The sequence below is a fragment of the Amycolatopsis sp. NPDC021455 genome (genome assembly GCF_040640995.1).
In the GTDB taxonomy this organism is placed as follows: domain Bacteria; phylum Actinomycetota; class Actinomycetes; order Mycobacteriales; family Pseudonocardiaceae; genus Amycolatopsis.
The window spans coordinates 178970-197207 of sequence record NZ_JBFACT010000008.1 but is presented as its reverse complement, the minus strand read 5'-3'; the positions used below and the strand labels follow the sequence as shown (position 1 = coordinate 197207).

At 71.0% G+C, this 18238-nt stretch carries 21 protein-coding genes; 12 read left to right on the top strand and 9 right to left on the bottom strand.

Going from position 1 to position 18238, the window contains the following annotated elements; all coding sequences use genetic code 11:
• Positions 1–89: 89 nt before the first annotated feature.
• On the bottom strand, positions 90–794 hold the full coding sequence (locus AB0G28_RS14285; RefSeq protein WP_361087981.1) for a type VII secretion system-associated protein: 705 nt from the start codon (positions 792–794) through the stop codon (positions 90–92).
• Positions 795–850: 56 nt separating this feature from the next.
• Between AB0G28_RS14285 and AB0G28_RS14280 the strand changes: the two genes are divergently transcribed.
• The gene (locus tag AB0G28_RS14280) at positions 851–1231 is read left to right on the top strand and encodes a sterol carrier family protein (RefSeq protein WP_361087978.1); all 381 of its coding nucleotides are present in this window, start codon (positions 851–853) and stop codon (positions 1229–1231) included.
• A gap of 16 nt (positions 1232–1247) precedes the next feature.
• Here the strand turns inward: AB0G28_RS14280 and AB0G28_RS14275 are convergent, their stop codons facing one another.
• On the bottom strand, positions 1248–2045 hold the full coding sequence (locus AB0G28_RS14275) for an SAM-dependent methyltransferase (protein ID WP_361087975.1): 798 nt from the start codon (positions 2043–2045) through the stop codon (positions 1248–1250).
• 200 nt (positions 2046–2245) lie between these two features.
• Between AB0G28_RS14275 and AB0G28_RS14270 the strand changes: the two genes are divergently transcribed.
• The 6 genes from AB0G28_RS14270 to arfB all read left to right on the top strand — a co-directional run bounded on the left by AB0G28_RS14270 (position 2246) and on the right by arfB (position 7130).
• Positions 2246–3124 (top strand): helix-turn-helix transcriptional regulator, encoded by an 879-nt coding sequence (locus AB0G28_RS14270; RefSeq protein ID WP_361087972.1) that lies wholly within the window; start codon positions 2246–2248, stop codon positions 3122–3124.
• Between the two features lie 265 nt (positions 3125–3389).
• Complete coding sequence (locus tag AB0G28_RS14265) at positions 3390–3629, top strand: DUF397 domain-containing protein (protein ID WP_361087969.1); 240 nt, start codon at positions 3390–3392, stop codon at positions 3627–3629.
• Entirely contained in the window at positions 3616–3921 is a 306-nt protein-coding gene (locus AB0G28_RS14260) for a hypothetical protein (protein ID WP_361087966.1), read from the top strand. The genes AB0G28_RS14265 and AB0G28_RS14260 overlap by 14 nt, the downstream gene beginning before the upstream one ends.
• Before the next feature lie 118 nt (positions 3922–4039).
• Positions 4040–5566, top strand: a complete 1527-nt coding sequence (gene purF / locus AB0G28_RS14255; RefSeq protein WP_361087963.1) for an amidophosphoribosyltransferase — start codon at positions 4040–4042, stop codon at positions 5564–5566.
• Between the two features lie 28 nt (positions 5567–5594).
• Positions 5595–6665: a phosphoribosylformylglycinamidine cyclo-ligase gene (purM, locus tag AB0G28_RS14250; protein WP_361087960.1), complete on the top strand. Its 1071-nt coding sequence runs from the start codon at positions 5595–5597 to the stop codon at positions 6663–6665.
• 48 nt (positions 6666–6713) lie between these two features.
• A complete protein-coding gene (gene arfB, locus AB0G28_RS14245; protein ID WP_361088023.1) occupies positions 6714–7130 on the top strand; it encodes an alternative ribosome rescue aminoacyl-tRNA hydrolase ArfB in 417 nt (138 codons plus the stop codon).
• Here arfB and AB0G28_RS14240 read toward each other — a convergent pair.
• The 3 genes from AB0G28_RS14240 to AB0G28_RS14230 all read right to left on the bottom strand — a co-directional run bounded on the left by AB0G28_RS14240 (position 7127) and on the right by AB0G28_RS14230 (position 9893).
• Positions 7127–7879 carry a GNAT family N-acetyltransferase gene (locus AB0G28_RS14240; RefSeq protein ID WP_361087957.1) on the bottom strand — a complete coding sequence of 251 codons (753 nt, stop codon included), beginning with the start codon at positions 7877–7879 and terminating at the stop codon, positions 7127–7129. The two genes, arfB and AB0G28_RS14240, sit on opposite strands and share 4 nt — an antisense overlap.
• 172 nt (positions 7880–8051) lie before the next feature.
• Positions 8052–8717 carry a VanZ family protein gene (locus AB0G28_RS14235; protein ID WP_361087955.1) on the bottom strand — a complete coding sequence of 222 codons (666 nt, stop codon included), beginning with the start codon at positions 8715–8717 and terminating at the stop codon, positions 8052–8054.
• A gap of 267 nt (positions 8718–8984) precedes the next feature.
• A complete protein-coding gene (locus AB0G28_RS14230; RefSeq protein WP_361087952.1) occupies positions 8985–9893 on the bottom strand; it encodes a Gfo/Idh/MocA family oxidoreductase in 909 nt (302 codons plus the stop codon).
• A gap of 77 nt (positions 9894–9970) precedes the next feature.
• On the opposite strand from AB0G28_RS14230, the gene AB0G28_RS14225 reads away from it, so the two are divergent.
• The 4 genes from AB0G28_RS14225 to AB0G28_RS14210 all read left to right on the top strand — a co-directional run bounded on the left by AB0G28_RS14225 (position 9971) and on the right by AB0G28_RS14210 (position 14365).
• A complete protein-coding gene (locus AB0G28_RS14225) occupies positions 9971–10588 on the top strand; it encodes a hypothetical protein (protein WP_361087949.1) in 618 nt (205 codons plus the stop codon).
• Positions 10581–11636 carry a CbiQ family ECF transporter T component gene (locus AB0G28_RS14220; RefSeq protein WP_361087946.1) on the top strand — a complete coding sequence of 352 codons (1056 nt, stop codon included), beginning with the start codon at positions 10581–10583 and terminating at the stop codon, positions 11634–11636. The genes AB0G28_RS14225 and AB0G28_RS14220 overlap by 8 nt, the downstream gene beginning before the upstream one ends.
• Entirely contained in the window at positions 11633–13231 is a 1599-nt protein-coding gene (locus AB0G28_RS14215; RefSeq protein ID WP_361087943.1) for an ATP-binding cassette domain-containing protein, read from the top strand. Before AB0G28_RS14220 ends, AB0G28_RS14215 begins: the two co-directional genes overlap by 4 nt.
• Before the next feature lie 312 nt (positions 13232–13543).
• Entirely contained in the window at positions 13544–14365 is an 822-nt protein-coding gene (locus AB0G28_RS14210; RefSeq protein ID WP_361087940.1) for an ECF transporter S component, read from the top strand.
• Here AB0G28_RS14210 and AB0G28_RS14205 read toward each other — a convergent pair.
• Positions 14356–15210, bottom strand: a complete 855-nt coding sequence (locus tag AB0G28_RS14205) for a 3-hydroxybutyryl-CoA dehydrogenase (protein WP_361087937.1) — start codon at positions 15208–15210, stop codon at positions 14356–14358. The genes AB0G28_RS14210 and AB0G28_RS14205 overlap by 10 nt on opposite strands.
• Positions 15211–15321: 111 nt before the next feature.
• Positions 15322–15513, bottom strand: a complete 192-nt coding sequence (locus AB0G28_RS14200) for a DUF3073 domain-containing protein (RefSeq protein WP_361087934.1) — start codon at positions 15511–15513, stop codon at positions 15322–15324.
• 207 nt (positions 15514–15720) lie between these two features.
• On the opposite strand from AB0G28_RS14200, the gene AB0G28_RS14195 reads away from it, so the two are divergent.
• Complete coding sequence (locus AB0G28_RS14195) at positions 15721–16617, top strand: hypothetical protein (protein ID WP_361087932.1); 897 nt, start codon at positions 15721–15723, stop codon at positions 16615–16617.
• A 76-nt stretch (positions 16618–16693) separates the two neighbouring features.
• On the opposite strand, the gene AB0G28_RS14190 is transcribed toward AB0G28_RS14195, so the two are convergent.
• Positions 16694–17629 carry an asparaginase gene (locus AB0G28_RS14190; RefSeq protein WP_361087929.1) on the bottom strand — a complete coding sequence of 312 codons (936 nt, stop codon included), beginning with the start codon at positions 17627–17629 and terminating at the stop codon, positions 16694–16696.
• Positions 17626–18189: an aerial mycelium formation protein gene (locus tag AB0G28_RS14185; protein ID WP_361087926.1), complete on the bottom strand. Its 564-nt coding sequence runs from the start codon at positions 18187–18189 to the stop codon at positions 17626–17628. Before AB0G28_RS14185 ends, AB0G28_RS14190 begins: the two co-directional genes overlap by 4 nt.
• Between the last annotated feature and the right edge of the window lie 49 nt (positions 18190–18238).

The window sequence follows — 18238 nt, the reverse complement described above, 5'->3', positions numbered from 1 at the left end:
GATCTCGTGAGACTTCTTCAGCCTCACGATGCACCCGCGTCGCCGCATCGGCTACTCGGATGGTCACTCAGTGGAGTGAAAACCGCAGGTCAGCGCTGTTCGTCGGCGATGGCCTTCAGCAGGTGCTCCGCCGGCACGACGGCCGTGATGAGGTCGTGCGGGTTGATCGCGACGGGGTGCCCGCCGAGCAGGCCGACGATGTCCCGGCCGAGCACGGCACGCGCGTGCGGCCACTCGCGCGGCACCAGCGACTTGCGGGTGTAGGCGGGCACCATGACCCGGCCGTCGGTGTTGTGGAAGCCGATGACGGTCCGCTGCACCGGCGACATCGCGTAGACGTACAACGTCGAGTCGAGGACGATCTTCGGCAGGTCCGACGGCGGCCGGTGCTCGGTGCGGACGAGCTGCAGCAGCTGCTCGAGGTCGTTCGCCGGTTCCGGGAAGCCGAGCGCCTTGGGCGAGGGGCGGTAGCGGTCGTTGGGGTGGAAGTCGGCGACGACCTCGCCGTCGGCGTTCACCGGGTAGGCGCCGACGACGGCCCACGACGGCACCGGGCCGTTCGGGTCGAAGGCCTCGTCGATGACGTAGAGCCAGCTGTTCGGGTTGGCGCGGGCGTTCTCCCGCATCTCCGCGGTGATCTCGGGGGTACCGTGCTTGCCGGAGCGCCGCGCCTGCTGGCCTTCGCGCCGCGCACCCCGGTTGTGTTTGCCCTGCTTGCCGGGGCGATCGGCTCCGCTTCCGGTGGGCTGCTGCGAAACCATCCGATCCGCCTCGTCCCGCTGCGCCATCGTCATCCCCACGTTCTCGGGTGTGCCTGCCAAGTCTTGGTGCGCCACTCTACTGTTTGCCCATGGCCTCTTCGCGTTCGGTCGACCCCGGACAGTTACGTGCGGCGGTGCTGGCGATTTCCCCGTGGTTGCAGGGCGATGCGCCCGATCCTGCGCGCGCGGAACTGGCCTCGGCGGTCCGGCTCTCCCTGCGCGCGCTGGCGGCGGACGCGCCGGGCCGGACGGTCGAGGTGCGGGTGCCGCCGTTCGCGGCGGTGCAGTGCGTCGAGGGGCCGCGGCACACGCGGGGCACCCCGCCGAACGTGATCGAGACCGACCCGCGGACGTGGCTCGAACTGGCCACCGGGCGACTGGACTGGACCACGGCGGTGGCGGACGGCCGGGTGTCCGCGTCGGGCACCCGGGCCGACCTTTCCCATTGGCTCCCCCTCGTCCGGCTCTGACGGACGGGAGCCCGGGTTACGGCTTGCGGCCGATTCCGCCGGCGATGGTCCGCTGGGCGACGTTGAGCTCCTTGAGCCGCGGGCCGTCCGGCCACCAGTCGGCGCACCGGACCACGCCCGGGGGCACCATGTCGAGACCGGGGAACAGGTCTTCGATCTCCTTCTGGGTGCGGAAGGTGCCGGAGCCCATCGGGCTGTGGAGGAAGAAGTCCTCCATGCGGCGGGCCGTCGCGGAGTCTTCGTCCTCCGGGTCGAAGAAGTGCGAGATCGCCACGAACGAGCCCGACGGCAGCGCGTCGATGTACTCCTTCATGATCTCGGCCGGCCGTTCGTGCGCGCCGTTGTAGTGGTGCAGCGTGCCGAGCTGGAGGAACGCGACCGGCTGCGAGAAGTCGATGTGCTGCCGGACGACCTCGTTCTGGAGGATCCGCTGCGGCTCGAAGATGTCCTCGGCGACGAAGTGGGTGTTGTCGTTCTCTTCGAGCAGGGCGCGGCCGTGGGCGAGCACGACCGGGTCGTTGTCGATGTAGACGACCCGGATCTCCGGGTTGATCCGCTGGACGACCTGGTGGGTGTTCTCGGCGGTCGGCAGGCCGGAGCCGCAGTCGAGGAACTGGGTGATGCCCGTCTGGCTCGCGAGGAAACGGCACGCGCGGATGAGGAAACCCCGGTTTTCGAACGCCAGGTCCTGGGCCTCCGGGGCGGCCTTCTGCACCTTGTGCAGGACCTCCCGGTCGATCTCGTAGTTGTCCTTCCCGAGCAGGAAGGCGTCGTACACGCGCGCGATGCTCGCTCGGGTCGGGTCGACCCCCACGGGAACTCGTTCGGTCCGGGTCGCGGCGTCGGGCATTTTGAACCTCGCAAGTTCTGTGTCGAAAGTCTCGTGCTCTACGTACAGTAGGACGGTGCGCGCACGCGGTAAACCGGGTCACCCCTTTGCGCAGGACGGGTTAACGTGTACTTTCGGTAGTCGGGTTAGAACCCCCTGGTGATATGAGTGCGGAAGGTCCGGGAATGAACGCGGTGAACGCGGCCGGTGGCGAACAGAACATCGGCCCGACGGCGCGGCGGATGATCCTGGGCTCACAGCTGCGCCGCCTCCGCGAGGAGGCGGGCATCACCCGCCAGCAGGCCGGCTACAACATCCGCGGGTCGGAATCCAAGATCAGCCGCCTCGAGCTGGGCCGGGTGGGGTTCAAGGAACGCGACGTCACCGACCTGCTGACGATGTACGGCGTCGAGGACGCGACGGAGCGCCAGACGTTCCTCGACATGGTCAAGCAGTCGAACGAGCCAGGCTGGTGGCGGCGCTTCGGCGACACCATGCCGAACTGGTTCACCGACCTCGTCGGCCTCGAAGAAGCCGCCGCGCGCATCCAGATCTGGGAGCCGATCTACGTGTCGGGCCTGCTGCAGATCGAGCCGTACGCGCGGGCGATCTTCAGCCACGGTCGTCCGGAGATGGCCGACGAGCGCGTCGACCAGCTCGTCGCGCTGCGGATGCGCCGGCAGAAGATGTTCAGCAGGCCGGACGCGCCGCGCGTGTGGATGGTGCTCGACGAGTCGGTGCTGTATCGCCCGATCGGTGGCGTGAAGGTTCTCAAACAGCAGATCGAATACCTGCTCGAGATGAGCGCGCTGCCGCACGTGTCGGTCCAGGTGCTGCCGTATTCGCGCAGCGGGTTGTCCGCGGAACACGCCTTTTCGCTGTTGCGGTTCGGTGAGCCGGAACTGCCGAACATTGCGTACGTCGAGTACCTCACCGGCGCGCACTACATCGAGAAACGCGAAGAGATCGAAAAGTACAGCCGGGCGCTCGACATGCTCGCGGTCGACGCGGAGACGCCGGAGCGGAGCCGGACTCTGCTCGCGAAGCGCCGGCAGGAGATCTAGTAAGTCCTGGTCCTCGCCTTGGATTCGACGGCTTCGCTGTGCCCCGGTGAGCGGTAACTCGCCGTAGTTATTGGTCCAATCGTGCAGGTGTCTATCACCCGATAGGTTAACCACGGCGTCGTGATTCTTTACCCTCCGAGAACTTTGCAAGAAATTCTGCACGTGCATTTACCGTTGCAGCCACACGTGCTAGCCTCGGGTACGCGGGCAAATGCACATGCATATGCATAGCCCCGGAAGATCTTCCGCATCGAGAGGTGGGACCATGGCTGAGCGATTCGAGAACGGCATCCCGGCCGATCGGCTCTCCGGCGCCCAGTGGCGCAAGGCGAGCTACAGCGGCGCGGTGGGCAACTGCGTCGAAGTGGCACCGCTGGCGAACGGTGAGATCGCGATGCGCAACTCGCGGTTCCCCGCCGGCCCGGCGCTCGTCTACACGCGCGCGGAGATGGCGGCCTTCCTGGCGGGAGCGAAGGACGGTGAATTCGACGATGTCCTCGGCTGAGGCCGTCGCCACCGCCTTCGACATCGAAACCGGACTGCAGGAACTGGTGGCTCGCGGCTACCAGTTCGTGCACCCCGCCGACGAGCACGGCGAAGTCCTCGCCGTCGTCGGCGTGCGGGTGCACGACGACGTGGTGGACGTGGTCCGGCTCAACGCCGAGGACGACGTCGTGGCGACCCGGATGCCCGGCACCGAAGAGAACATCCTGGAGCCCGAGCGCTGGCTGTGGCGCCGCCGCGGCGAAGGCGCACAGGTCCTCACGGAGATCCTGTCGCTGCCGGATGCGTGCTAGAGGGGAAGACTTGCGGGCCCCGTCCGAAGTGGTCAGTGCCACGTCGGGCGGGGCCTGGCTCATGACCGGACCGTCTACACTTGAAGCGGCCTGACCACGTCTTCCCAGGAGCTCCTCGGTGGTTTCCGACCCGCAGCTCGAGTCCGACCAGCCCGAACCGGAACCCCGTGAGGAGTGCGGCGTCTTCGGCGTCTGGGCTCCCGGGGAAGAAGTCGCGAAGCTGACCTACTACGGCCTCTACGCCCTGCAGCACCGGGGCCAGGAGGCCGCCGGCATCTCCGTCTCCGACGGCTCGCAGATCGTGGTCTTCAAGGACCTCGGCCTGGTCAGCCAGGTGTTCGACGAGCAGATCCTGCAGTCGCTGCAGGGCCACATCGCCGTCGGGCACTGCCGGTACTCGACCACCGGCGCGACCATCTGGGAGAACGCCCAGCCGATCTTCCGCACCACCGAGACCGGCAGCGGCCTGTCCTTCGCCCACAACGGCAACCTCGTCAACACGGCGGAGCTGCGCGAACGCACCATCGCCGCCGGCCTCAAGCCGCACGCGGGCCTGACCGGCTCGTCCAGCGACTCCGACCTCATCTGCGGGCTGCTCGCCGCGAGCGCCGCCGACAAGGGCATCGAAGCCGCCGCGATGGATCTGCTGCCCACCCTGAAGGGCGCCTTCTGCCTGGTGTTCTCCGACGAGAACACGCTCTACGCGGCGCGTGACCCGCACGGCGTGCACCCGCTGGTGCTCGGCAGGCTCGAACGCGGCTGGGTCGTCTCGAGCGAGACTGCGGGCCTCGACATCGTCGGCGCGTCGTTCGTCCGCGAGGTCGAGCCCGGCGAGCTGATCGCCATCGACGCCGAGGGCCTGCGCTCGTCGCGGTTCGCGAACCCGGACCCCAAGGGCTGCGTCTTCGAGTACGTCTACCTCGCCCGCCCCGACACCACGATCGCCGGCCGCGGCGTGCACGCCACCCGCGTCGAGATCGGCCGCCGCCTGGCCGCCGAGCAGCCGGTCGAGGCCGACCTCGTGATGCCGGTGCCGGAGTCGGGCACGCCGGCCGCGATCGGGTACGCGCAGGGCTCCGGCATCCCCTACGGCACCGGCCTGGTGAAGAACGCCTACGTCGGGCGCACCTTCATCCAGCCGTCGCAGACCATCCGCCAGCTGGGCATCCGGCTCAAGCTGAACCCGCTGCGCGACGTCATCCGCGGCAAGCGCCTGGTCGTGGTCGACGACTCGATCGTCCGCGGCAACACCCAGCGCGCGCTGGTCCGGATGCTGCGGGAGGCCGGCGCGCTCGAGGTGCACGTCCGGATCGCGTCACCGCCCGTGCGCTGGCCGTGCTTCTACGGCATCGACTTCGCCTCGCGGGCCGAGCTGGTCGCGAACGGCGTCGACCTCGACGGCATCCGGCGCTCGATCGGAGCCGACTCCCTGGGTTACATTTCCCTGGACGGCCTGGTCGCGGCCGCGGAACAGCCGAAGTCGCGGCTGTGCACGGCGTGCTTCTCGGGCGAGTACCCGATCCCGCTCCCGGAGGACGCGTTGATCGGGAAACACCTGCTCGAAAGCCTCGACGCGGTCAATGGCGCGGCGACCCCCGTCAGCCCCGCCGGGTACGGTGCCGAAGACGCCGTCCGGCGTCCCTGAGTTCCTTCCAGTAGGGAGTCCGTCCACCGTGAGCGAGTCCACGAGCGCCACGTACGCCGCGGCCGGCGTCAGCATCGACGCCGGCGATGAAGCCGTCGAGCTGCTCAAGCCGCACGCCGAGCGGGCGACGCGGCCCGAGGTCATGGGTGGTGTCGGCGGTTTCGCCGGGCTCTTCTCCCTGAAGCTCGACAAGTGGAAGGAGCCGGTGCTCGCGTCCTCGACCGACGGCGTCGGCACCAAGATCGCGGTCGCGCAGGCGCTCGACAAGCACGACACGGTCGGCATCGACCTGGTCGCCATGGTGGTCGACGACCTGGTCGTGACCGGTGCCGAGCCGCTGTTCCTGCAGGACTACATCGCCGTCGGCAAGGTGCACCCGGAGAAGATCGCCGCGCTGGTCGGCGGCATCGCCGAGGGCTGCGTCAAGGCGGGCTGCGCCCTGCTCGGCGGCGAGACCGCGGAGCACCCGGGGCTGATGGGCGAGCACGACTACGACATGTCGGCCACCGGCGTCGGCGTCGTCGAGGCGTCCCAGCTGCTCTCGCCGGAAAAGGTCCGTCCGGGTGACGTCGTGCTGGCCCTCGGCTCGTCGGGATTGCACTCGAACGGGTACTCCCTGGCTCGGCACGTGCTGCTGGACATCGCCCGGATGCCGCTCGACGGACACGTCGAGGAGTTCGGCCGCACCCTCGGCGAGGAGATGCTGGAGCCGACGCGGATCTACGCGAAGGACTGCCTGGCGCTGGCCGCCGAGACCGAGGTCCGGACGTTCGCGCACATCACCGGGGGTGGCCTGGAGGCCAACCTGGCCCGCGTCATGCCGCGCGGCCTGGTCGCCCGGCTCGACCGCGGCACCTGGACCCCGGCGCCGGTGTTCGCGCTGATCGGCCAGCGCGGCAAGGTCGAGCGGGCCGAGCTGGAGAAGACGTTCAACATGGGCGTCGGCATGGTCGCGATCGTCGGCGCCGAGGACGTCGACCGGGCGCTGGCCATGCTCACCGCGCGGCACGTCCCGGCGTGGGTGCTGGGCGACGTCCAGCCCGCCGGCGACGTCGACGGCCCGCGCGCGGTGCTCTCGGGTGACCACCCGCGGTTCTGAAACGCACTTGATCGGGCTGTCACACTGGAGTGTGTGGCAGCCGAAGACGTGGTGGTCGGCTCCCGGTTCGTGATCCCGGGAGCCGAGTTGAGCGAGCGCTTTTCGCGGTCGTCCGGTCCGGGCGGGCAGGGCGTGAACACCACGGACTCGCGAGTGGAGCTGTCCTTCGACGTCGCCGCGTCGCCGTCGATCCCCGAGCACCTGCGTGACCGGGTACTGACCGGGCTCGGCTCGCGGCTGGTCGACGGCGTCCTCACGATCGCCGCGAGCGAACACCGCTCCCAGCTGCAGAACCGCGAAGCGGCGCGAGGCCGGCTGGCGAACCTGCTGCTCGACGCGTCGGCCCCGCCGCCGGCCAAGCGACGCCCCACGAAGCCGTCCCGCGGTTCGAAGGAGCGTCGCCTGGCGTCGAAGAAGCGCCGGAGCGACGTGAAACGTGGCCGCTCCGGCCGCTTCGACGATTAGCGCAGCGACAGGTGCACGCACTCCCCGGCCGGTCGGTAGCCGACGCGGGCGTAGATGCGTCCGATCCCGGCGTCCCCCGGGGTCAGGAACGCGGTGTGCGCACCCTTCGCGAACGCGTCCCTGGTCAGGAACGCCGTGAGCGCGGCGGCGAGCCCGCGTCCGCGATGGGTGTCGAGCACGCCGATGCCGGCGATCTCCGTGGTGCCGTCGACGATTTCGAGGGCGACCCCGCCGCCGACGACCTCCCCGGTGACCAGGTCCTCGGCGAGCGCCGAGGTGACGCCCGCCGCCTTGCTCTGCTTCGCCCTTTCGGTCTCGTCCTCGGTGACTTCCGCCGGTTCGCCGTACGCGCGGTTCTGCGCCGAGCGCATCCGCCGGTAGTCGTCGCCGGACTCCGGTTCGCGGATGGCGTACCCGCTCGGTGCGAGGTGATCGGTGAACCCGGCCGGCGTGCAGGTCATCAGCGCGACCCGTCGTTCGAGCGCATACCCCGCTTCGACCAGCAGGTTCTCCAGGCCGGGGGCGACGTCGGTGAAGTACTCGAGCCGCGGGAGCAGGTCCCGCCGCCGGTACGCCTCGGTCAGCGCGTCGATCTCGGCCGCCGTCGGCCGCGCGCCGTCGTCCGGGATCGCGTAGTTGAGCATCGGGTGCGCCGTGTCCGGCGAGTAGGTCGCGAGGAACGGGCCGACCTGCTCGGTCTCGCGGCCGCGTGGTGCCGTCTTGCGGACATACGTCTGGATGGCAGACATTCGAGCCTTCGAAAAGCACGTCAAGGAACCGCAGCCCCGAACGGGCTCGCGGGTGGATCGCTGGGCGTCAGGCCTAGCGAAGGCCGACGCCGGAGGCGGCGCCAGGCATAGGCACTCAGTCCTTGACTCGAAGGGGCTCTTCCCGGCCATCTTGGCATGGCCCGCAACCGGGTTACCGGCGTTCCGGGTGCGCGATGGCCGCGTACCGCTTGTCCCAGACCGATCGCGGCACCCGCAGCGTGAGCGCCGGGGCTTCACAGATCGTTCGGTTCGCGCGGCGGGGTGCCGGGATCGCCACCGGGGCCGGCGGCGGCACGTCGAGCGAACGCCAGCCGCGCCGGCTGAGCGCCGCCCCGAGCACCGCGCCCACGGTGTTCAGGAGGACGTCGTCGGTCGACGTCACGCGGCCGTCGTGGATCAGATATTGCGTACCTTCCACCAGCACGGAGGCGATCAACGCGGCCAGCGCGACCCGCGGCAGCGCGCGCAGGCGGTGGATCCGCACCGGGAGCAGCGCGCCGAGCGGGCTCAGCAGCAGGACGTTGCCGACCACCTGCCAGAGTGAACCGTCGCTGCCGAAAGCCGCGGTGATGTCCGCGCCCGGCACGAGGTCGAGCGTGCTGTCGGCGGAGTCGCCGACGGGCATCGTGACCAGGAAGAACACCAGGAAGGCGACGTAGCAGGCGGCGCTGTCGACACCGGCGGTCGCGGTCGCGTAGCGGGCGGGCAGTCTTCGGCGGCGCCGGGCCGCGAGCAGTGGCCAGCCGAGCAGCGCGTACGGCAGTGCGATGGCCGAAACCGGAATCATCCCCCAGAAGGCGCGCAGCAGAGCTTCCATGCGCCTCCCTTCTCGAACCCCTCAAGATCGACGATGCGCGTCGAAGTGACCCCTCCCAAGATCACCTTCGCATCACAAGATCGACTCGGCATTCCGAGCGGACCGCACTATTCGGTGATCTTTCCGGTGGCGCCGGTCGTCTTCACGTGGTTCGGTCAGGGGGCACACTGTCCACAGTGGAGGTTGTGGACAACCCTGTGGATGAATTGGGGATGTGCGCGCGGAAGCGTTGTTTCACAACGGAAATCCGCGCCGAAGACCTGTGTACTACTTCGCGGCGAGTTCGCGCGCCTGCTCGAGCAGGGTCTGCAGGTGCAGGCCGCGCCGGACGTCGCAGGGGTGCGTCGTCGTGCCGCTGGCGATCATCGCGGCGAAGTCGTCCAGCAGCGCGGTGTAGGACTCCTGCGCCGAGCCCGGCTTGCGCCCGAGCGTCCGGTAGCCGTGCTGCCCCCAGACGGCGACCTCGACGACGGTCGGCTGCACCGGCAGCCGCAGCGAGAGCGTGGCGGTGCTGATCACGCCGCCGTCGTGGGCCAGCATCAGGTGCCAGAGGTCGCCGGGGCTCTGCCGGGCCGCCACGACCTCGGTGATCGGGCCGAGCGCCGCGTCCAGCAGGTCGAGCGCGTGCGGGCCGATGTCGAACAGCGCGCCGCCGTCGTCCTGGCGCCACTCCGACGCCGCGTACTGGCCGCCGAGCAGGGCCCCGGACAGCCAGCGTGCCCCGCCGCCCGCCCAGCCGCCCGCCTCGGCGAGGCCGGCGAGCCACTCCTGGGTCTGCGCCGCGTAGCGCAGGGTCAGAACCACGAGCGCGGCGACACCCGTGCCCGCGACCGCGTCGGCCAGCCGTCGCGCGCCGTCGAGGTCGGCGGCGATCGGCTTCTCGAGGATCAGGTGCTTCCCGGCTTCGGCCGCGCGCACGCCCAGTTCGGCCTGGATCGACGGCGGCACCGCGAACGCGACCGCGTCCACCTGCTCGAACAGCTCCTCGACGCTGCCCGCGGCGGTCGCGCAGTGCGTCTCCGCAAGCGCTTGCGCCGCCTCCGGCCGCCGGGCCCAGACCGCGGTCAGCGCCGTGCCGGGGTGGTCCGCGAGGCCGGGTGCGTGCACCGTCGTCGCCCACGGGCCGGCGCCGACCAGGCCGACGCGCAGCTGTCCGTCCGCGATGAGCTGTCCCACGGCCCGCAGTCTAGGTGTGTCCCGCGTCGCGCCGGAACCGCACCTTCGGCGGACCCCGGCGTGGTTAAAGTGCCTGCATGATCGCGTCCCGCTTCGTCGCTGTCTGCGCACTGCTGCTCGCTGCCTGTTTCACGGGCGCCGCGCCCGCGTCGGCCGCCGAGGGGGCGTGCCCCGAGGGTGGCGGGGTGACGGTGGTCGTCGACTTCGGCGACCTGGCACCGCAGCCGGTGATCCGCTGCGCCCCCGGGACGCCCGCGAACGGCATCGCCGCCCTGCAGGAGGCGGGCTTCCAGGTGGCGGGCTCGCAGAAGTACGGCCTCGCCGTGGCCTGCCGGATCGACGGCAAGCCCGGCCCCGACGTCGAGTCCTGCACGGGCATGCCGTCGGCCACGGCGTACTGGAGCTACTGGCACGCCGCCCCGACGGGCGGCATCTGGCAGTCGAGCCAGGAAGGAGCCCAGACGGCGAAGCCGATCCCCGGTGGGTTCGAGGGGTGGGCGTTCGCGCGTCCGAAGTCCGCCAACGACCTGCCGGCGCCGCCGCACGTGGCGCCGGTCCGGCAACCTGTGAGGGCTGTCCCGGACGTGTCGGTGGCCGGCGAAACCGAATTCCCGTGGGGCCTGGTGATCGGCGTGGTCGTGATCGTCGTGCTCGGCGGCGCGGGGATCGTCGTCGCCCGTCGTCGGCGTGCCTAGGACGCTGCATCCCGGCGCCTGGTGGGTCTGGGCGCTCGCGCTGGCCGTCGCCGCCAGCCGCACCACGAACCCGCTGCTGCTCGGCCTGATCATCGCCGTCGCCGGGTTCGTCGTCGTGAACCGGCGGAGTGACGCGCCCTGGGCGCTGGCCTTCCGGCTGTACGCCTACGTCGGCGCGCTTATCGTCGCGTCGCGCGTGCTGTTCCGGATCCTGATCGGCGGCGAGGACGGCGGGCACGTCCTGTTCACGCTGCCGCGGATCCCCCTGACCGCCGGGTTGTCCCTGCTCGGGCCGACGTCGGCGGAGGAGCTGCTCGGCGGGTTCTACGACGGCCTGCGGCTGGCGACGATGGTGGTCTGCGTCGGCGCGGCGAACGCCCTGGCCAACCCGAAACGCCTGCTCAAGGCGGTGCCGGGAGCGCTGTACGAGGTGGGCACGGCGGTGACGGTGGCGCTGACGGTCGCGCCTCAGCTCGTCGAGAGCGTGCAGCGCGTGCGACGAGCCCGGCGGCTGCGGGCCGGCCGGACTCGCGGGCTGCGGGCGGTCAAGGGCATCGTGGTCCCGGTGCTGGAGGACGCGATGGACCGGTCGCTGCGGCTGGCGGCCGCGATGGACTCCCGGGGCTACGGCCGCCGGGCGTACTTGAGCCGCCGCGTGCGCCTGCTGATCGCTGCTTGTGTCCTGTCCGGGCTGGTCGGCGTGTGCGTCGGCGTCTACGGCGTGCTCGACGGGACGACGCCCTGGCTCGGCGTCCCGCTGCTGACGGCCGGGCTGGCGGTGGCGGTCGCGGGTTTCGTCCTCGGCGGACGGCGGGTGCGGCGCACGGCGTACCGGCCGGACCCGTGGCGGTGGCCGGAGACGCTGGTCGTGGCGGCGGGCGCCGGAGCGTGCGGGCTGCTGTTCGTGACCGCCCGCGTCGACCCGGGGAACCTCTACCCGTCGCTGAGCCCGCTGCGCTGGCCGGAAGTCTCCCTGGTGCACGTGTTGTCCCTGCTCGTCGCAGTGCTCCCGGCGTTCGTCGCCCCTTCGTCGGAGGTCGTCCGGTGATCGAGTTCTCGCGGGTCACGGTGACCTATCCGGACGCCTCGCGGCCGGTGCTGTCGGACGTGTCGCTGCAGGTCGAGGAGGGTGAGCTGTGCCTGGTCGCCGGGCCGACGGGAGCCGGGAAGTCGACGTTCCTCGGCGCGATCAACGGGCTCGTCCCCCACTTCACCGGCGGGCGGCTGGCCGGCCGGGTGCGGGTCGGTAGGCACGACACTTCGCAGTTTCCGCCTCGTGAGCTGGCCGCGGTGGTCGGCGTCGTCGGGCAGGACCCCCTCGCCGGGTTCGTGACGGACACCGTCGAGGAGGAGCTGGCCTATGCGATGGAGCAGCTGGCCGTGCCGCCGGACGTCATGCGCAAGCGGGTCGAGGAAACGCTGGACCTGCTGGGCATCGCCGAGCTGCGCAACCGTCCACTTCGGACACTCTCCGGCGGGCAGCAGCAGCGGGTCGCGATCGGCTCGGTGCTGACGGCGCACCCGCGCGTGCTGGTCCTGGACGAGCCGACGTCCGCGCTGGACCCGACGGCGGCCGAGGACGTGCTCGCGGTGATCACGCGGCTGGTGCACGACCTCGGGACGACGGTGGTCGTCGCGGAACACCGGATGGAGCGCGTCGCCCAGTACGCCGACCGGCTGCTGTACCTGCCCGGCGACGGTTCGGTGCGGTCCGGACCGCCCGCCGAGATCTTGGCGACGTCGTCGATCGCACCCCCGATCGCCGAGCTGGGGCGGCTCGCGGGCTGGTCACCGCTGCCGCTGTCGGTCCGGGACGCGCGGCGGGTCGCGGGGCCGCTGCGCTCGCGGCTCCAGAAATTGTCGGTGGTGGGTCGTAGTCTCTCGGTGACCGGTTCGGCACTGGATGTGAGAGGGGTGGTGGTCCGATACGGAGATGTCCTGGCGGTGCGCGGGGTCGACCTGCGTGCCGGACCGGGCGAGGTGGTCGCGCTGATGGGCCGCAACGGCTCCGGCAAGTCGTCGCTTCTCTGGGCGATGCAGGGCAGCGGACCGAGGTCGGCGGGGAAGGTCGACGTCGGCGGCGCGGATCCTGCGTCACTCAAGCCACGAGTGGCCCGTCAGCGCGTGGGGCTGGTCCCGCAGACCCCGGCCGACCTGCTGTACCTCGATTCGGTGGACGCCGAGTGCGCACAGGCGGACACCGAGTCCGAGGTACCGGCGGGAACGGCCCGGGCCCTGCTGGACCGGCTGGCCCCCGGGATCGCCGGTGAAGCGCACCCCGGCGACCTCTCGGAGGGGCAGCGACTGGCGCTGGTGCTGGCAGTCCAGCTGGCGGCGGCCCCGCCGGTCGTCCTGCTCGACGAGCCCACCCGCGGCCTGGACTACCCCGCGAAACGGCGCTTCGCCGCGGTCCTGCGAGAGCTGGCCTCGCAGGACCGGGCGGTGCTGCTGGCCACGCACGACGTCGAGTTCGTGGCCACGGCAGCCGACCGCGTGGTGGTGATGGCCGAGGGCGAGATCGTCGCGGACGGCCCGACCAGGGAGGTGATCGTCGCCTCGCCGGCATTCGCCCCGCAGGTGGCGAAGATCCTGGCCCCGGAGCCGTGGCTGACGGTCGACGAGGTGGCGGAGGCGTTGAGGTGAGGGTGGCGGAGGGGGTGGGGGGGTGGGGGGCGGGGGCGGGGGCCGAAGAAGACGAGCGAGCTCCCGCAGGCGCGCTACCGGTTCGCAACCCTGCGGCGGGCAGCCAGCCACGACTTGGCGCCCAGGGGATGCCACCCCGCCCGCACTTTCTGGAGGTCGCGGCGTGATCGACTTTCTCGGCGCGCTCCGCGCCGTCCGCCTAGCGCCGGGGCCCGGGGCGTCGGTCATGTCTCGGAAGCGGCGGTATGACCAGGTTGCCTGGGCGTGCCTCACGCGGCCTGCGGTGGTCAGCGAAGCCGCGGAGGCCGCAGCGTGACTGACTTCCTCGGCGCGCCCCGCGCCGTCCGCCTGACGCTGCGGCCCGCGCTGGTCCTGAGCCTCGCGAGCGTCCTCGGGCTGGCCATGTTCTGCTGGCCGCTCTTCGCGCACCCCCGGCCCAGCGCCGCCGCGCACACCGTGGATGCGCCGTTCGTGTTCATGGCGACGTTGCCCGTGCTGATCCTCGTCGTCCTGGCCGAGCTGTCGCGGGGTGGCATCGACGCCAAGGCGCTCGCGCTGCTCGGCGTCCTGTCGGCGGTGAACGCCGGTCTTCGGCCGCTGGGTGCCGGCACCGGAGGCGTCGAGCTGGTGTTCTTCCTGCTCGTGCTCGCCGGGCGGGTGTTCGGGCCCGGCTTCGGGTTCGTGCTCGGCTCGACGTCGCTGTTCACGTCGGCGCTGCTCACCGCCGGTGTCGGGCCTTGGCTGCCCTTCCAGATGCTGGCGTCTTCGCTCATCGGGCTCGGGGCCGGACTACTGCCCCGAGCCCGCGGCAAGGCCGAGATCGCCCTGCTGGTCGCGTACGGCGTGTTCGCGGCCTACTTCTTCGGGCTCTTGATGAGCCTGTGGACGTGGCCGTTCCTCGCCGGCACCGCCACCCAGCTCGGCTTCATGCCCGGGGCGCCGCTGCTGGACAACCTGCACCGGTTCGCCGTCTACACGGTCCTGACGTCGACCCTCGGGTGGGACACCGGCCGAGCCGTCACCAATGCCGTGGCCATCGTCCTGCTCGGGCCGGCCATCCTGACCGTCCTCCGCCGGGCGGCGCGGCGGGCGGCCTTCGACGCGCCCGTCGGGTTCGACCGGAGTCAGCTGTAGGAGTAGAAACCGCGGCCCGTCTTCTTGCCGAGCAGGCCCGCGTCCACCATGCGCAGCAGCAGCGGCGGCGACGAGTACAGCGGCTCCTTGAACTCCGCGTACATCGAGTCCGCGATCGCCTTGATCGTGTCCAGCCCGATCAGGTCGGACAGGCGCAGCGGGCCCATCGGGTGCGCCGTGCCCAGCTCCATGCCGCGGTCGATGTCCTCCGCCGAGGCGAAGCCCGACTCGATCATCCGGATCGCCGAGAGCAGGTACGGCACCAGCAGCGAGTTCACGATGAACCCGGCGCGGTCCTGCGAGCGGATCACCGTCTTGCCCAGCGCCGTCGTCGCGTGCTCCTCCGCGCGGCGGGCGGTCTCCTCGCTGGTCAGCAGCGAGGGCACCAGCTCCACCAGCGGCAGCACCGGCACCGGGTTGAAGAAGTGGATGCCGACCACCTGCTGCGGGCGGCTCGTCGCCATGCCCAGCTTCATGATCGGGATCGACGACGTGTTGGACGCGAACAGCGCGTCCTCGGCTTCGACGATCTTGTCCAGCTGGCGGAAGACGTCGACCTTCGCCTGCTCCTGCTCGAGGATCGCCTCCACGACCAGTTCGCGGTCGGCGAACTCGGCGATGTCCGTCGTGAACCTGAGCCTGCCGAGGGCCGCTTCGGCGTCCTCGGCCGAGAGCTTGCCGCTCTTCACGCCGCGTTGCAGCGACTTCTCGATGCGGGCCTTGCCCGCGTCGAGCGCCGGCTGGTTCACCTCGGTGACCACGACGTCCAATCCGGACCGGGCGTGCACCTCGGCGATGCCGGAACCCATCAGCCCGGCTCCGACGACTCCAACCCGACTTACCACCGGCTCACTCCTTCATCGCTGTGCAGCCCGGACACGATTGTGGGCAGCACGCGACGCGCGAGGGCGGTTGCCGGGTTGTGCCCGGCTTCGCCCTCGCGCGTTTACGCGTGCTCAACGACGGTACTCGTCGTACCCGTCGTCGTACGGGTCCTCATACCGGCTGTCGGACTCCTCGTGGTGATGATCATTCGAGGAGTTACTCGACAGCTCGCGCTGCAAAGCATCGAAGTCGGTCTCGTGCGAGCTGTACTTGAGCTCACGCGCCACCTTCGTCTGCTTGGCCTTAGCCCGGCCGCGCCCCATGGCTCGACCCCCTCGCACAGGGGCGGGGCGGCCGGGGGAATCGGCGGCCCCGCATCGTCTCGACAATTCTTTCCTGCTCACACCGTACCGTGTCCGGGGGGTTGGATGCGACGTGGCACGGTGTGCCGGTGGCGACAGTGTTCGCCGGACACCGGTTACCGGCCGGTCGGTGGCGATAGGTGCAGGTAAACGTGCCACGATCTACCCGTGCTCCGTCCCTTCGTGGCTTACTTGCGGGTGTACGAACCCCTGCTCGCCCTGGGCGACCCGCCGGACGAACGGCTGTGCGCGGCCGTCTCGGCGGCCAAGCTGCGGCGGACGGACGCGGGCGCGCGCGAGCAAGCCATGTGGCTCAAGTCACAGGTCGCCGCGCCGCGGCGGCTGCTGCCCGCCGAACTCGGCGACGGCCGTGCCGCGCCGAGCCTCCTGACCGACGTCCTGGTGCTCGACGCGGAAGAGGTGCCCGGCGGCAAGGCCGAACACGGTCCGCTGGTCTGCCCGCTCGAGCTGCGGGCCCGCTCTGCCGCCGCGCTGGTCACGTTCCTCGGCGACGCGCACCCGGCGCTGAAGAACGTCGTCCTCGACGAAGGCGGCTTCACCCAGGAGACGATCCGCGGCCGGACCAAGTCGGCCATGGCGGACCTGAGCACGACGGCGGCGCACACGCTGTCCACCACCTGGACCGTCCCGCTGCCGTGGTTCGTGCTGATCGAGCCGGACGAGCGCAAGCTGGTGCTCGGCCGCGGCCGCGACGACCCGCGGCGGGAGCTGTCGTGGCGGGCCACGCTCGCCGACGCGCAGCACCGCGCGCGCGAGGCCGGTGACCTGCTGGAACAGACCTTCGGCGACTCCGGGCCGGGACGCGTGCTGTTCGAGACCCGGCGGTGGCTGGACAACTTCCACCCGGACTCCGTCGTCGAGCTGGACTACGGCGGTCTCGTGCAGCTCTTCGCCGACCCGGTCCTGGAGGCCGACAACACCGCCGACGAGGTCCACGACATCCTGGACGCGCTGCGCTCGGGCAACGTCGAGGAGCTGGCCGAACTGTTCTCCGACCTGCGGGAGTTCTGGGGCGACCTGGCCGCCCGAGAACGCGCGAACTAGCGAACGGGCCCGCGGGCTTCGGGCCCCGAAACTGTCGGTGCCCACCGGTAGCGTGGAAAACGGGGGCCTGCTCGGCTCAGCCGCGAAGCTCCGGCACCCGGATCTCGCCCACCGGACGGCCGCCGCCCGAGACCGCCGGGCGGCCGAGTTCCGCCAGGCCTCGCACGTCGACTCCCAGGTACCGCAGCGCCTCCACCGCCAGCGGTGCGCAGGCCCGCTTGGCGCCGTCGTCGATCTTGATCGCCACCGCGAAGCCGTCCGGCAGGGCGAAGGCCTGGACCCCTTCGGCGCCGCCCTTCGCGATCAGACCGTCCACGGCGGACATCAGCTCGGTGTCCTCGCGCCCGGTGCCCGCCACCAGCCACGGGTGCGCCCGCATCGCCGACGCCACCGTCCGCGAAGGCCCGTCCGACGCACGGGCGACGCGGCCGAACGCCCGGGCCAGCCCGGTCAGCGAGAACGCGAACAGCGGCGCGCCGCAGCCGTCGACACCCGTGTGTGCGATCGGCTCACCCGTCAGCTCCGAGACGGCCGCGGCGATCGCCTGCTGCAGCGGGTGGTCCGGCGCCTCGTAGCCCGCGGTCGGCCAGCCCGCCCGGACGCACGTCGTGAGCATTGCCGTGTGCTTGCCGGAGCAGTTCATCATCACTCGCCGCGGCTCGGCGGCGTCGCGCGTGCTCGGTCCGTGCAGCGGGAAGTCCGGCGGGCAGGCGAGGTCGTCCTCGGCCAGGCCGGCGGACCGCAGCAGCTCGAGGACGCGCTTGACGTGCCCCGGCTCGCCGGAGTGGGACGCGCAGGCGAGCGCCAGGTCCTCGCCCTCGAACCCGAGCCCGGCCCGCAGCATGCCGACGGCCTGCAGCGGCTTGTTCGACGAGCGCGGGAAGACCGGCGAGACAACGTCTCCCAGCGCGAGACGAGCGGAACCTTCCGGGCCGATGACCACGAGCGCGCCGCGGTGGACGCTTTCGACGAAATCGGACCTGACGACTTCGGCGAGCACGGGGTTGGTCACTCGGCGCGGCCGCCTTCGTTCTCCAGCAGCTCGTCCACAGTGGCCGAACCCTGCTGGTAGCGCTTCGCGATCTCGGCGTTGAGCGTGTCCATCACGCCCTGGACCTCGCGGCGGAAGGACGACACCGACAGCTCTTCGCGCGCGTAGGTGTCCAAAGCGGAGGCGAGCTTCTCGTCCGAGAGGGACTCGACGTCGGTCAAGTCGGTGTCGCCGATCAGGGCTTCGGCGTGCCGCCGGTGTTCGCCGGCCCGCGACGGCTCCAGCTGCTGGTGACGTCCCGAGCCCGCGGCCGGGCCCAGCGCGTTGTCGGCGAGGATCGTGGCCAGCTGGTCGACGATGCTCGCTTCGCCGCCGGAGCTGCGCCGCGCCTGCTCCGCGCGCACGATGTCGATCCGGGCGTGCAGGAGACGGCGCAGGTAGGACAGGTCGGTCTCTTCCTGGGCGGCTTCGTCACGCCGCTCGCGCAGCACCTTCAGCGGCAGCTCACCCAAGCCGCTGAGGTATCCCGGGCCGAGCACGCGGTCGATCCGCCGCCTGCCGCCGGGCCGCACTTCGATCACAGCGCAGTTTATCCCGGTTGAACGTGATCTCGCTGTCAGGGGCTTTCGA

Coding starts and splice junctions, on each gene's coding strand:
- AB0G28_RS14285 (WP_361087981.1), bottom strand. CDS start 794: ATGACGATGGCGCAGCGGGACGAGGCGGATCGGATGGTTTCGCAGCAG.
- AB0G28_RS14270 (WP_361087972.1), top strand. CDS start 2,246: ATGAACGCGGTGAACGCGGCCGGTGGCGAACAGAACATCGGCCCGACG.
- AB0G28_RS14280 (WP_361087978.1), top strand. CDS start 851: ATGGCCTCTTCGCGTTCGGTCGACCCCGGACAGTTACGTGCGGCGGTG.
- AB0G28_RS14235 (WP_361087955.1), bottom strand. CDS start 8,717: ATGGAAGCTCTGCTGCGCGCCTTCTGGGGGATGATTCCGGTTTCGGCC.
- AB0G28_RS14260 (WP_361087966.1), top strand. CDS start 3,616: ATGTCCTCGGCTGAGGCCGTCGCCACCGCCTTCGACATCGAAACCGGA.
- AB0G28_RS14240 (WP_361087957.1), bottom strand. CDS start 7,879: ATGTCTGCCATCCAGACGTATGTCCGCAAGACGGCACCACGCGGCCGC.
- AB0G28_RS14265 (WP_361087969.1), top strand. CDS start 3,390: ATGGCTGAGCGATTCGAGAACGGCATCCCGGCCGATCGGCTCTCCGGC.
- AB0G28_RS14200 (WP_361087934.1), bottom strand. CDS start 15,513: ATGGGGCGCGGCCGGGCTAAGGCCAAGCAGACGAAGGTGGCGCGTGAG.
- AB0G28_RS14225 (WP_361087949.1), top strand. CDS start 9,971: ATGATCGCGTCCCGCTTCGTCGCTGTCTGCGCACTGCTGCTCGCTGCC.